This is a genomic window from Cytobacillus sp. MT66 (genome assembly GCF_058792595.1).
On the sequence record NZ_JBXAFB010000003.1, the window covers coordinates 426,480 to 440,457 of the forward strand.

Below are 13,978 nucleotides of genomic sequence, written 5' to 3' on the forward strand. Positions count from 1 at the left end.
ATATGAATAAAATTCGATACTTATTTTCATTTTTGGTAGACAAGCAGAATTTCTTTTAACAAAATTATAGGGATCCTGCAGCTGCTTTTCAACATGAAAAAGTCCCTTTTCGCGTAATTGGAAAAGGGACTTTTTTAATACTTACTTAATAATATGAATTGGAGTGCCTAATGCGACTTCAGCAGCCTCCATAGTGATTTCTCCAAGCGTTGGGTGTGCATGAATAGTCATAGCTAAATCTTCAGCAGTCATTCCTGCCTCAATAGCCAAGCCTAGTTCTGCAATCATGTCAGATGCATTAGCTCCGGCGATTTGAGCGCCAATTACTAAACCGTCTTCTTTACGAGTAATAAGCTTAACAAAGCCATCTGTAGAATCTAATGCAAGAGCACGTCCGTTTGCAGCAAATGGGAATTTAGCTGCAGTTATTTCAATACCTTCATCCTTTGCCTGCTTTTCTGAATATCCTACTGAAGCTAGCTCTGGATCAGAGAATACTACCGCAGGAATACCAAGATAATCAATTTCAGAAGGATGGCCAGAAATAGCTTCAGCAGCAATTTTGCCTTCATATGATGCTTTATGTGCAAGAGGTGGTCCTGCAATAACGTCACCAATAGCAAAGATGTTGCTTACATTTGTACGGCATTGCTTATCTGTCTTGATTATGCCGCGTTCTGTTAATTCAATGCCTACCTGCTCTAAGCCTAATTCATCCGTATTTGGACGGCGTCCGACCATAACAAATACGTAATCAGCATCAACTGATTTTACTTCGCCTTTTACTTCATATTCTACAGTAACGCCAGTTTCAGTTTCATTGACACTCTTAGCAAGAGCTTTCGTGATAATTTCGGCACCTTTTTTCTTAAGATTGCGCTTAACAAGTGCAGACATTTGTTTTTCAAAGCCGCCAAGAATTTCATCTGTTCCCTCAAGGATAGTTACTTGGGTGCCAAAGTTAGCATAAGCTCCGCCTAATTCTGTACCAATATATCCTCCGCCAATAACAACGATCTTTTCAGGAATTTCTTTAAGGTTAAGGGCGCCAGTTGAATCTAGTACACGCTTAGAATACTTGAATGCTGGAATTTCAATTGGTCTTGAACCAGTTGCAATGATGGCATTTTTAAAAGTGTATGTTTGGGCAGAATTCTCATTCATTACCCGTAAAGTGTTTGCATCAACAAAGTAAGCTTCGCCATTAACGATATCTACTTTGTTTCCTTTTAATAATCCTTCAACGCCGCCTGTTAATTTTTTAACAATCCCGCTCTTCCACTCTTGAACCTTCGAGAAGTCAACAGTCACGTTCTCAGCTTGAATACCGATTCCATCAGAATGTTTTGCTGTCTCATATCGATGGCCAGCTGCGATTAAGGCCTTTGATGGAATACAGCCAACATTTAAACATACGCCGCCTAGTGTTGCCTTTTCTACGATGGTTACTTTTTGGCCAAGCTGGGCCGCTCTAATAGCTGCCACATATCCTCCAGGGCCTGAACCTATAATCAGAGTGTCTGTTTCAATTGGGAAATCTCCTACTACCATTTTTTAAGCCTCCATTAAAAGTAATTCCGGATCGTTTAACAAACGCTTAATGTGATTAAGCGCGTTTTGAGCTGTCGCTCCATCTATCATGCGATGGTCAAAGCTTAAGGACAATGCAAGAACTGGTGCTGCAACGATTTCGCCATCTCTGACAATCGCCTTTTCTGCAATTCGGCCAATTCCGAGTATCGCCACTTCCGGATGGTTAATAACTGGTGTAAACCATTGGCCTCCGGCAGAACCGATATTTGTTATTGTACAGGATGCTCCCTTCATTTCATCAGGGGCAAGTTTTCCATCACGAGCTTTTCCAGCTAACTCGTTTATTTCATTAGAAATAGCAAAAATAGATTTACGATCCGCATCCTTGACAACAGGAACGAGAAGACCTTTCTCAGTATCCGCTGCTATTCCTATATTATAATAATGTTTTTGAATAATTTCATCATTTTCGTCATCAAAAGATGTATTTATTACAGGGAATTCTCTTAATGCGCTTGTCAAAGCCTTCACAACATATGGAAGGAAGGTTAGTTTAATGCCTTTTTCAGCGGCAATGTCTTTGAACTTTTTCCTGTGTGCAACAAGATTCGTCACATCTACATCATCCATTAAAGTAACATGCGGTGCAGTATGCTTCGAATGAACCATAGCTTTGGCAATTGCTTTACGGATACCGCTGATTTTTTCACGTGTTTCTGGATATTGGCCCTGAACGGCAACCTGTGCAGTCTTAGCTGATACAGTTGTATCCTGAGCTTTTGCATTGGCTGCTTGATCATTTTTACTCTCTTCTGCCTGTGCACCGCCATTGGTAAATGAATCAATGTCAGCCTTCAGTACACGGCCATTATCGCCGCTTCCAGCAACTTGACGAATATCTACGCCTTTTTCCCTCGCATACTTACGTACGGATGGCATAGCTATCACTCTGCGATTTGGATCTGCTTGGGTTTTTGGTGCTTCGCCTTGAACAGAAGCAGCTGGAGCAGATTCTTGTTTTTCTTCTTTCTTAGGCTCTTCCTTAGCTGCTTCAGGTTTCGCTTCTGCAGTTTCTTCGTGCTCATCACCTTTAAATTTAAGGTTTTCATAGCCAGGCGCATCAAATGTAATTAGGACTTGGCCTACTGTTGCAACAGTTCCTTCACCAACTAAAATTTCTTCAACCGTACCTTTTACTGGAGATGGAATTTCAACAACAGCCTTATCATTTTGGACCTCGCATAATACATCATCTTCCTGAACTTGATCCCCAGGCTTTACAAACCATTTAACAATTTCGCCTTCGTGGATACCTTCACCAATATCCGGCAATTTAAATTCAAAAGACATATGGAACCTCCTCCTAGGCTGTATTTAATCAAAAATGGAAACAGGGACACCACGCCCCCGTCTATATCTAAATCATTAAAGGTTTTAGAATGTTAAAACCTTTTTACCTGTTTCAATAATATCCTTATAATTTGGAAGCCATACAGCTTCTGCTTGCGGGAATGCAAAAACAGTATCAGGTGCTGTTACACGAAGCACAGGTGCTTCAAGACTTAAAATAGCTCTGTCATTAATTTCTGCAACGACATTTGCCGCAATTCCTGATTGCTTTTGAGCTTCCTGCACGACAATAGCACGTCCTGTTTTTTCCACTGAAGCAATGATGGTTTCGATATCAATTGGAGAAACCGTTCTTAAATCAATTACTTCTGCAGAGTATCCTTCTTTTTCCAACTCATCGGCTGCCTTTAATGATTCGTGCACCATTGCTCCATAAGTGATGATGGACAAGTCTTTTCCTTCACGCTTCACTTCAGCTTTGCCAAGCGGAATTGTGTATTCACCCTCCGGCACTTCTTGGCGGAATGAACGATAAAGTTTCATATGCTCAAGGAAAATGACAGGGTCATTATCACGGATGGATGAAATAAGAAGACCTTTTGCATCATATGGTGTTGATGGAATGACTACCTTTAGACCAGGTGTTTGCGCCATTAATCCTTCTAAGCTGTCAGCGTGCATTTCAGGAGTATGCACGCCTCCGCCGAATGGTGAACGGATTGTAACAGGTGAATTGTAGCGGCCGCCTGTACGATAGCGCATGCGGGCTAATTGTCCAGCAACTGAATCCATTACTTCATATAGAAATCCAAAGAACTGAATTTCCGGCACCGGACGAAAACCTTGTAAGCTAAGGCCGACCGCCAAACCGCCAATACCTGATTCCGCAAGAGGAGTATCAAACACGCGGTCTTCGCCGAATTCATTCTGAAGGCCTTCAGTTGCACGGAATACCCCGCCGTTTACGCCTACATCCTCTCCGAATACTAATACATTCGGATCATTTCGCAATTCTGTGCGTAAGGCATCAGTAATTGCCTGAATCATTGTCATTTGCGCCATAGCTTACTTCGTCTCCTTTGCTTTATATATTTCATATTGCTCTTTTAGGTTATATGGAAGCTCTTCATTCATAATTGATATTAAATCTGTTACTTTTTGTTTTGGTGTGTCATCTGCCTGTTTAATGGCCACTTTAATATCTTCTTTTGCTTTTTCAATGGTCTCGTTTTCCATTTCCTCATTCCAAAGTTCTTTTTCTTCCAAGAACTTGCGGAAACGTACAAGCGGGTCTTTCTTTTCCCACTCATTATCAAGCTCAGCCGTACGATAGCGGGTTGGATCGTCTCCAGCCATCGTATGCGGGCCATATCGATACGTAAGTGTTTCGATTAGTGTTGGACCTTCTCCATTAATGGCACGCTCACGTGCTTCACGCACCGCAGCATAGACAGCTAGAGGATCCATTCCGTCAACCTGAATGCTAGGAATACCTGCTGCAACACCCTTCTGTGCAAGCGTTTTAGCTGCGGACTGCTTAGCAACAGGAGTAGAAATAGCAAATCTATTATTTTGAACAATGAAAATCGCTGGTGCATTAAATGCCCCTGCAAAGTTTATTCCTTCGTAGAAATCACCTTGTGACGTACCTCCATCACCTGTATATGTGATTGCAACTGCTTTTTCCCCGCGCTTTTTCATGCCAAGAGCAACACCGGCAGCCTGAACATACTGAGCTCCGATAATAATTTGCGGAGGAAACACATTTACACCTTCTGGAATGTTTCCGCCTGCAAAATGGCCTCTTGACCATAGAAATGCTTGGTACAGCGGTAAGCCATGCCATACAATTTGAGGAACATCACGATATCCAGGAAGAATGAAGTCTTCTTTTTCCAAAGCAAATTGAGAGGCAATCTGTGATGCTTCCTGTCCGGCAGTTGGTGCGTAGAAACCAAGTCTTCCCTGTCTGTTCAATGAAATAGAGCGCTGATCAAGAATTCTTGTATAGACCATACGACGCATTAATTCCTGAAGCTGTTCATCTGTCAGATCAGGCATAGCTGATTCATTAACGACTTTTCCTTCCTCATTTATGATTTGTAGTGTCTGGAACTGTTCCTCAATCTTTTCGAGCTGAAGTTTTGAGTCAAGTACTGCCTTCTTTGTTTTAGAAGCCATTTCATTCACCCTTTCCTTTCTTTAAAAGACGTTTTCTTATAAATTTTCATTTTAATTTTAGCAAAGCGAACCTGCTTTAGAGGTTTTATAACTAGCCTGCGGCCGCTGTATTACTTCTTTTTCACATCATTAGAATGCCCAATACCTTAAGAATTTAGAAAGCATTCCTATTAATTAAATGATTTAGATAAGCGCTGAAGGGAAAGCTAGATAAGAAAACATTAATGTATATTTTCCTAACATACTCATTTAAAAACGTCTCAAATTGTTTATCCATATCCATCATATTCTGTATTAATGATTTTTGCAACTACGATGATACACATTCTTTAAATTTTTTCACAAACACCACCATTGAATCACTGGTGTAATCCTTATTCCTTCGGTATTTACAGCTATCTGTTCTAATATAGCTAATTTTCTTTCCTGCTACTGTATTAATACAATCAAAAATTCTGTTATATAAACAATCGTAATCTGGAGCAGATGTGTTATAACACATTTCAAAAACATCGTTATATTACTATAAGTAATGTTTTATATAAATTTGTAAATAAAAAAGAACAGTAATATTAATATACTGCTCTTATTCTTCCTCTATTTTTATGTCAAGTCCTGATTCCCTATACAGGGATAATTTCTTCTCATTATATTCTTTTGTTTTATCATTAAACTTTTTATTTACCTCTAAAACTAGTTCATATGCCTTATTAATTTTGCCAATTTGTTCTTCTAGCTGTTCGAATTGGACGTTTTCTTCCTTTAGCATGGAATAAAGCTCTTTATCTAATTGAAGAGCTTCGTTATACCTTTTTGATATATCATCGTGAATATCATATCTTTCCATCATAATTTGATAAAGTTCCTGAGCTATTTCCTTAATCTTTGGATCTTTTACTTCCTTAATTAACGATGGAAGTGATTGGAACTCTTCTTCCGAGGCTAAAAGGCTTTTTGTTTCTAAATCCATATGATTTTTTCTCTGATCTGCCATTTCAGCAGCTTTATCAGCAAGTATGGCTACCTGTTCCTTATCTTTCATACCAATTGCAGTAATTCTCTCATAAATTTGCTTTTCTTCTTTTTCTAATAAAACGATCGGTTCCTGCTGGGCCGCAAATGTCTGTTCAGCAGCTACTGCCTTTTCCAGTACTTTGTATATATTTTCAAAGGGATTTTGCTGTTGACATCCGCTCAAAACAACAGCAAATATAAAAAACAGGCTCATCTGATAAATTTTTTTGAACACGCTTGTCCCCCCTTAATCTACATGTCTTACTATAGATTAATTATTCATTGGTTGACAATACCATGATGAGTTATCCTGCTCTGATTACCTTAACAAATTATTCTTGCTTCTTTTCATTTATTTTTTAGGCACAGGCCTACACCAACGTTTTCCCAGTTACATAGGCTATATTAATCGTCCAATACGAATTTATTGCGTTTTGGCGATAATCTTGTATAGGAGGTTTTTCTATGTTTGGATATGGCGGATATGGTTATGGTTGTGGATATCCTGGTTATGTCGGCGGTGTCGGATACGGCAGAGGCTTCGCTTTAATTGTCGTATTGTTCATCCTTCTAATCATTGTTGGATGTGCTTGCTGGAAATATTAATAAAAATGGTTTTCCTTTAAAAGAAGGTGTTATGGCACCTTCTTTTTGCTTTTTATTAACTTTTTTCCTTTACTCTGTTAGACTATTTATGGGAACAGTAAAGCATTGTTTTTAATTTATTGGAGCAAATACATTAACAAATAGTCAATCAGGAGTGAGTCATTATGATAACAATGGAGGATATAGTCCGCGATGGTCATCCTGCTTTAAGAGAGGTTGCTAAAGAGGTTACTCTTCCGCCAACAGATGAGGATAAACAAACATTGCAAAGCTTGCTTGATTATGTTAAAAACAGCCAAGATCCTGAATTGGCAAAAAAATATGGCCTTAGACCCGGAATTGGACTTGCCGCACCACAAATTAATGTCAGCAAGAGAATGATTGCGGTTCATGTGCAGGATGAAAAAGGTGAGCTTCACAGCTATGCACTCTTCAATCCAAAAATTAAGAGCCATTCTGTCGAACGGTCTTATTTAACTGCTGGAGAAGGCTGCCTGTCTGTTGATGAAGCGATACCAGGATATGTTCCGAGGTATGCTCGTATTACTGTAGCTGGAACAACTCTTGAAGGAAAAGAAATTAAATTAAGGCTCAAAGGCATGCTCGCCATAGTCTTCCAGCATGAAATAGACCACCTGAACGGGATCATGTTCTACGACCATATCGATAAAACAAACCCATTCAAGCCTTTAGAAAATGCTATACCAATTGAAAGATAAAAAATCGGGGACAGTCCCCTTTAGTGCATTCATGCACTGGGGGACTGTCCCCCGCTGCTTTAAAGCGCCGCTATATTAAACCCTGCTCTTTTAGTCCGTTCCATATTCCATTTTCATGCACGCCGGTGGTTACAAAGTCTGCCGCTTCTTTCACTTCATCTTTGCCATTTCCCATAGCCACGCCAGTACCGACTGTTTTAAGCATTTCAATATCATTTAAGCCATCGCCAAAAGCATAAACATTTTTCAAATCAAACCCTAATTTTTCTATCATGAGTTTTATTCCCTCTGCCTTTGAACCCTTAGCAGGCAAGACGTCGGTTGAATATTTATGCCAGCGGATGAATCGGAATTCTGGAAAAGAACTTTTATACAGTTCATCATCTTTTTCCTCGCTGAATACTAATGCCTGATAGATATCTCGATTTTTATAATAATGTATATCCATTTCTGGATGCGGGAATTTTAAACTTCTGAGACTGATGTCTACTTTATCATCATTTGTCACTGTTGCTCTCATGGCCTTTTCATCTAAATAAACAATAGAATGGCCTGCTTCATTCGAAAATTCAAGCAGCCTCTCAATGGACTTTTCCGGTAAAGGATTTTTATAAATTGGCTCATTCTCAAATACCACAAACTGTCCGTTCATGCTAATAAAAGAATCTATATCAAGCTCTTTTCGCAAGTTTTCAAACATGAATGGTGCACGGCCAGTCGAAATGGCTACAAAAACCCCGTTTTTCTTTAATTGATCAATTGCCTGCTTTGTCATATCTGGCAGCTGTTTGTTATGATCAAGCAATGTCCCGTCAATATCAAAGAATACAATCTTTTTCATTCCTGCCTCTTCCTTTTTTCATTTTCGCTTAACACTATACGGATTAAGGAAAAAAGTCAATGAACGTGAACCTATTTTCCAATCCTCCAAAATTACCCATGAGAGATATCGGCTCTTCCTTCATATAATAAAAATAAAAAGTCTCGTTTAAAACAGTCCGCGGTTACTTTCACATTGGACAAGGATAGTATAAAATAGGTATTATAAGGAGATGACCCACAATGTTAAAGAAGCTAAAGAAGAAGCTTTTAAAACAGTGGAGAGATATGCTTCGAAAAAAAACAATTGCGTAGAATATTGAGCCCTTCATCAGCGAAGGGCTCCTTCCTTATTAAATGTCCGGAAGAAGAAAAAACATGAAAAACATGAAAATCATGTTAAATTTATATATAATAGAAAAAGTTATTCGGAAGAAGGAGAGATTTACTATGATCTATAAAGTTTTCTATCAAGAATCAAAAACAGAAGTACCTGTTCGTGAACATACTAAGACGCTTTTTATTGAAGCAGAATCCGAAAGAGATGTTCGGTCAAAATTAAAAGATAAACCATATAATATTGAATTTGTTACAGCCGTAGACAGTAAATACTTAGAATTTGAAAAACAAAATGAAGACTTTAAAGTATTGGAGATCGAATAAATGATGAAATTTGTAAAAAATGATCAAACTGCCGTTTTCGCATTGGGCGGATTAGGCGAAATCGGCAAAAACACCTATGGAGTTCAATTTCAGGACGAAATTATTCTGATAGATGCTGGAATAAAATTCCCGGAAGACGAGCTGCTCGGTATAGACTATGTTATTCCGGATTATACCTATTTAATCCGAAATGTAGATAAAATAAAAGGACTTTTTATCACTCACGGACATGAGGACCATATTGGCGGGATTCCATATCTATTAAGAGAAGTCAATATACCTGTCTATGGAGGCAAACTTGCCCTTGGTCTGTTAAGAAACAAATTGGAGGAGCACGGATTGCTCCGTCAATCAAAATTAATCGAAATTAAAGAAGACGATATCATAAAGTTCAGAAAAACATCTGTTACATTTTTCCGGACAACTCATAGTATCCCAGATTCTTACGGGATTGTTGTTAAGACCCCGCCAGGGCAAATCGTTCATACAGGAGATTTTAAATTTGACTTTACACCAGTAGGCGAGCCAGCCAATCTGACTAAAATGGCTGAAATCGGAAAAGAAGGCGTACTATGTCTCCTTTCTGACAGCACAAACAGTGAAATACCTGATTTCACCATGTCAGAGAGCCGGGTTGGAGAAAATATTCATGACATTTTCAGAAAAGTTGAAGGACGCGTAATCTTTGCTACTTTCGCATCTAATATACATAGATTGCAGCAAGTAACTGAAGCCGCCGTTCTCAACAACAGAAAAATTGCAGTCTTCGGACGGAGCATGGAAGCAGCAATAAATATTGGTCAGGAACTTGGCTATATTCAAGCCCCTAAGGATACATTTATTGAAGCACAGCAAATCAATCGTCTTCCTGCAAACAAAGTAACGATTTTATGCACTGGGAGCCAGGGTGAACCGATGGCCGCGCTTTCGAGAATTGCAAATGGGACGCATAGGCAAATTCAAATTATCCCTGGAGATACTGTTGTATTTTCATCATCGCCAATCCCAGGCAACACAATCAGTGTCAGCAGAACAATCGATATGCTTACACGCGCAGGCGCAGATGTCATCCATGGAAAACTTAACGACATACACACTTCCGGCCATGGAGGACAGCAAGAACAAAAACTGATGCTTCGCCTCATAAAGCCAAAATTCTTTATGCCGATTCACGGTGAGTATAGAATGTTAAAAATGCATACAAAGTTAGCCAATGAGTGCGGGGTTCCAGAAGAAAACTGCTTTATCATGGATAATGGGGAAGTACTTGCCCTAAGTGATGATACAGCACAGGTCGCTGGAAAAATCCCATCTGGGTCTGTATATATTGATGGAAGCGGTATTGGAGACATCGGCAATATTGTTTTAAGAGACCGACGTATCTTATCTGAGGAAGGTTTAGTTGTCGTTGTCGTTAGCATAAATATGAAGGATTTCAAGATTGCAGCAGGGCCTGACCTCATTTCACGCGGATTTGTATACATGAGAGAATCCGGTGATTTAATCAATGATGCACAAAGCTTAATAACCAAGCATCTAAATAAGGTTATGGAACGAAAGACAACACAGTGGTCTGAAATTAAGAATGAAATTACCGATACGCTGGCACCTTTCTTATATGAAAAGACAAAGCGCAGACCAATGATTTTACCGATCATCATGGAAGTTTAAATAATATAAAAAGGCTGTTCTTCAAATTAAAATGAAGATACAGCCTTTTTTTATTACCCCATAACTTTCTTCTCAAAGCGGTTGATGTCCACATCCGCCCCAATGACAATCAATATATCGTTAACTTGTATTTCTTCGTCAGCTTTTGGCGATACAATAATTTCATTTTTCCTTTTGATTGCGACAATGTTAATTCCGTACTTTGCACGAATATCTAAATCAATAATGGTATGTCCGCTTAGACGATTATTCGCAACAATTTCAACAATGCTATGCTCATCAGATAGTTCTAAATAGTCCAGTACATTATTTGAAACCATGCTATGCGCAATTCTTCTTCCCATATCCCGCTCTGGATGGACAACATGATCGGCGCCGATCTTTTTTAGGACTTTTTCATGATAATCATTTTGGGCCTTAACCGTTATCTTATTTACCCCTAATTCTTTTAGAATTAAAGTAGTTAGGATACTTGATTGTATGTCATCACCAATGGCCACAATGACATGGTCAAAATTTCTGATTCCCAGGCTTTTAACGACCGACTCATCTGTTGTATCTCCTACCACTGCATGGGAGGCAATCATAGAGAATTCATTCACACGATCCTCATCCATATCAATTGCGAGAACTTCCATACCTTCCTCTGCCAGGGCCCTGCAAATACTTCCGCCAAAACGCCCAAGACCGATTACAACGAATTCTTTTTTCACTAATATTCCTCCAGCTAATTATAAAATCATACACTAATAGTAGCACATAAGGAATTGGGCAGAAAGTAAAGATACCAGATTTAAATTACTAAATTAGTGCAAAAAGATCGGGACCCCCTTTGGCCCCGATCTTATTATTGTTCTGCTTTTTCTTTCTCCATTTCATCAAGAACACGGTTAACACGCTTTTCAAGCATCTTCATGCCGCCGCCACCCGCCTGAAAGTGACGAAGCGTGCCTGTTTTATCAAAAACGTAATAAGCAGGTACATATTGATTTTCGTAAGCATCTGTAAGCTTGTGCTCGCTGTCGACAAAAATAGGCTGTGTAATACCATGTTCAGCAGCTACCTTTTTGATCTCATCGATATTAAGATCATCTTCAGAACGAGGCATATGAACCGCTACTACATTTAATTTATCCTGGTAGTCATCTCTGAATTTGTTAACATTCGGCATGGCCTCTTTACAAAGATGGCAGCTGATTGACCAAAAATGAATTAATGTTGGCTTTTCGCCGACAAGCTGATCCTTCGTTACTTCACCATTTAGCCATTCCGTTGCACCGTTTAATTCCGGCATTGGTTCACGCAATTTCATAAATGGACCCCCTTTTTTAAAATTTAGCCGTTGATTTCCGTTCCAGGCGCTTCGCTTTCCAGGGGGGCGTTTTGCGAGCCTCCTCGGAGCTATCGCTCCTGCGCACGTCTCACTTCAACGCCGATCCCCCAGGAGTCTTCGCGCCTTCCACTCCAATCAACTAAGTTATTAAATCTACCTTGTTCTAAAACAAGACCAATATTAAATATCCTTTTAAGAAAAGGCCTAACTATCGTTAGGCCTTTTTAGCATCTTCATCAAGAATTAAACATTAAGTGTAGCTTGTCCTGGCTTCCAGTTTGCTGGGCAAAGTCCGCCAGTTTGAAGAGCTTGAAGAACACGTAATGTTTCATCAACATCACGGCCGATGTTGTTATGGTTAACAACTGAATACATTAGTTCGCCTTCAGGGCTGATGATGAATAAACCGCGAAGTGCTACCCCTTCTTCTTCAATAAGTACACCATAGTCTCTAGCAACTACATGATTTGTATCAGCTGCTAAAGCATATTTTAAATCTCCAAGACCATTGTTTTTACGATCTGTATTAATCCAAGCTAAGTGAGTATGAATCGTATCTGTAGAAACTCCAATTACTTCTGCATCTAGATCATCAAACTCATCAAAGCGATCAGACATAGCAGTAATTTCTGTTGGACAAACGAAAGTGAAATCCATTGGATAGAAGAATAGCACTGTCCATTTGTCGTTTTTCATATTTTCTTCAAGGCTTACTTTTCCAAACTCTTTGTTTGGCATTACTGCATCCATTTCAAAGCGTGGTGCTTGTTTTGCTACCATACGTTCTGGCATATGTAATCCCTCCATTTAATTATGTATTGAGAATATTATTAGGATATTCTCAATTGAGTTCTCATTCACAATAATAATTATAGACTTCAATTAAAATTAAGTCAACTCTAATTATAATTAATTTAAAGAAATATCAATTATAATTAAATAGAGCGAGAAACTCCATTACATGTTTTGCCCTTTTTTCAATATATTTAGTCAAAAAAGGTTTGCATCGGTGAATTTGATTATATTTCCATATGTAGTTTATCAAATTATTGATTGAGAATAAAATGATATGCTCTTGAGGCCCGTTGATTTCCTCTCCAGGCACTTCGCTGATCCCCCAGGAGTCTACGTGCCTGCAGCGAGGATCAACTAAGTAGTGCTAATTAAAATTGCTATTTAAAATTTATTTCTAAGAATTAATTAACCTCATGATCCTCTTCAATAAATTCCTTAATTAGCTCTACAAAGGCTGAGACTTGTTTTAGCTCGAATGCTGATTCGTAGCCGAGCAGCCAGGTATCTCGCCTGATTGGCTTGTTATTTTCATCGTTCAACGGGACCTTGAATATGTTTGGTTCAGAGCCGTTAAGGGTGATGGCCGGCAGGATGGCATAGCCTATGCCATTGAAGGTCATTTGTTTGCAGGTTTCAATTTGATCAACAACAATGGTTCGTTTTGGTGATGTTTTAAATTGTCTTAGCCACCAATCCTGAATTTCCTGATAGTAGCTGGAATCACTTTTAAATTGAATAAAGGGGCGGTCAGTCTCCAGGATCTGTTCAGGAGTTGAGATTTCCGTATCAACCAGGAACAAAGGATCCTCGAATAAATGAATCTTTACCCCTTTCCAATCAGGCGTGCCACGAATAATTCCGATATGTACCTGATCATCATACAAAGCTTTCAATATTTCACTGCTCCACCCTGTGATCAAAGAAATTTTCGCCTGCGGATAGCGCATTACATATTTTTTTAGTACTTGAGGCAGCCAATTTTGGCCAACAATCGAGGCAACTGCAATTTTCAAAGTCCCGTGAACTTCAGCGTTTAATGCATGAATGGATTCTCTGACCTTTTCCTCCTTTCCGATCACATCATTGATAAAATTAATAACAATTTCTCCTGCAGGCGTCAGTGTTAACCCCTTCTGGGAACGGACAAACAGCTTTTCCCCCCATTCCTTTTCGATGGATTGAAGGCGCTGTGATAAGGCAGGCTGTGTGACAAATAATCGCTCTGCCGCCTTTCTCATATTCATTTCCTGTGCAAGCACAGAAAGAAAATGAAATTCAGAAAGTGAAGACATGA

The 13,978-nt window shown here is 39.1% G+C and carries 14 protein-coding genes; 4 read left to right on the plus strand and 10 right to left on the minus strand.

Annotated features, from left to right (window positions below):
- Window positions 1–141 precede the first annotated feature (141 nt).
- The 5 genes from lpdA to AC1Q59_RS08080 all read right to left on the minus strand — a co-directional run bounded on the left by lpdA (window position 142) and on the right by AC1Q59_RS08080 (window position 6,313).
- A complete protein-coding gene (gene lpdA, locus AC1Q59_RS08060) occupies window positions 142–1,551 on the minus strand; it encodes a dihydrolipoyl dehydrogenase (RefSeq protein WP_492365276.1) in 1,410 nt (469 codons plus the stop codon).
- 3 nt (window positions 1,552–1,554) lie between these two features.
- Entirely contained in the window at window positions 1,555–2,883 is a 1,329-nt protein-coding gene (locus tag AC1Q59_RS08065; RefSeq protein WP_492365277.1) for a dihydrolipoamide acetyltransferase family protein, read from the minus strand.
- Between the two features lie 84 nt (window positions 2,884–2,967).
- Window positions 2,968–3,945, minus strand: coding sequence for an alpha-ketoacid dehydrogenase subunit beta (locus tag AC1Q59_RS08070; protein ID WP_492365278.1), 978 nt, complete (start codon window positions 3,943–3,945; stop codon window positions 2,968–2,970).
- Window positions 3,946–3,948: 3 nt separating this feature from the next.
- The gene (pdhA, locus tag AC1Q59_RS08075) at window positions 3,949–5,064 is read right to left on the minus strand and encodes a pyruvate dehydrogenase (acetyl-transferring) E1 component subunit alpha (protein WP_492365279.1); all 1,116 of its coding nucleotides are present in this window, start codon (window positions 5,062–5,064) and stop codon (window positions 3,949–3,951) included.
- Window positions 5,065–5,650: 586 nt separating this feature from the next.
- Complete coding sequence (locus AC1Q59_RS08080; protein WP_492365280.1) at window positions 5,651–6,313, minus strand: YkyA family protein; 663 nt, start codon at window positions 6,311–6,313, stop codon at window positions 5,651–5,653.
- Window positions 6,314–6,543: 230 nt separating this feature from the next.
- Between AC1Q59_RS08080 and AC1Q59_RS08085 the strand changes: the two genes are divergently transcribed.
- Window positions 6,544–6,684: a YjcZ family sporulation protein gene (locus AC1Q59_RS08085; protein WP_492365281.1), complete on the plus strand. Its 141-nt coding sequence runs from the start codon at window positions 6,544–6,546 to the stop codon at window positions 6,682–6,684.
- Window positions 6,685–6,848: 164 nt separating this feature from the next.
- Window positions 6,849–7,403: a peptide deformylase gene (gene def / locus AC1Q59_RS08090; protein WP_492365282.1), complete on the plus strand. Its 555-nt coding sequence runs from the start codon at window positions 6,849–6,851 to the stop codon at window positions 7,401–7,403.
- A gap of 70 nt (window positions 7,404–7,473) precedes the next feature.
- Here def and AC1Q59_RS08095 read toward each other — a convergent pair whose 3' ends face one another.
- Window positions 7,474–8,244 carry a Cof-type HAD-IIB family hydrolase gene (locus AC1Q59_RS08095; RefSeq protein WP_492365283.1) on the minus strand — a complete coding sequence of 257 codons (771 nt, stop codon included), beginning with the start codon at window positions 8,242–8,244 and terminating at the stop codon, window positions 7,474–7,476.
- Window positions 8,245–8,672: 428 nt separating this feature from the next.
- Between AC1Q59_RS08095 and AC1Q59_RS08100 the strand changes: the two genes are divergently transcribed.
- Complete coding sequence (locus AC1Q59_RS08100) at window positions 8,673–8,885, plus strand: DNA-dependent RNA polymerase subunit epsilon (protein ID WP_492365284.1); 213 nt, start codon at window positions 8,673–8,675, stop codon at window positions 8,883–8,885.
- Window positions 8,886–8,888: 3 nt separating this feature from the next.
- Window positions 8,889–10,556, plus strand: a complete 1,668-nt coding sequence (gene rnjA / locus AC1Q59_RS08105) for a ribonuclease J1 (RefSeq protein ID WP_492365377.1) — start codon at window positions 8,889–8,891, stop codon at window positions 10,554–10,556.
- A gap of 53 nt (window positions 10,557–10,609) precedes the next feature.
- On the opposite strand, the gene AC1Q59_RS08110 is transcribed toward rnjA, so the two are convergent.
- The 4 genes from AC1Q59_RS08110 to ccpC form a co-directional block, all read right to left on the minus strand.
- Window positions 10,610–11,269, minus strand: a complete 660-nt coding sequence (locus AC1Q59_RS08110) for a potassium channel family protein (protein WP_492365285.1) — start codon at window positions 11,267–11,269, stop codon at window positions 10,610–10,612.
- Window positions 11,270–11,403: 134 nt separating this feature from the next.
- The gene (locus AC1Q59_RS08115; protein ID WP_492365286.1) at window positions 11,404–11,868 is read right to left on the minus strand and encodes a TlpA family protein disulfide reductase; all 465 of its coding nucleotides are present in this window, start codon (window positions 11,866–11,868) and stop codon (window positions 11,404–11,406) included.
- Window positions 11,869–12,132: 264 nt separating this feature from the next.
- Window positions 12,133–12,681, minus strand: coding sequence for a peroxiredoxin (locus tag AC1Q59_RS08120; protein WP_492365287.1), 549 nt, complete (start codon window positions 12,679–12,681; stop codon window positions 12,133–12,135).
- A gap of 404 nt (window positions 12,682–13,085) precedes the next feature.
- Window positions 13,086–13,976 (minus strand): transcriptional regulator CcpC, encoded by an 891-nt coding sequence (ccpC, locus tag AC1Q59_RS08125; protein ID WP_492365288.1) that lies wholly within the window; start codon window positions 13,974–13,976, stop codon window positions 13,086–13,088.
- Window positions 13,977–13,978 lie beyond the last annotated feature (2 nt).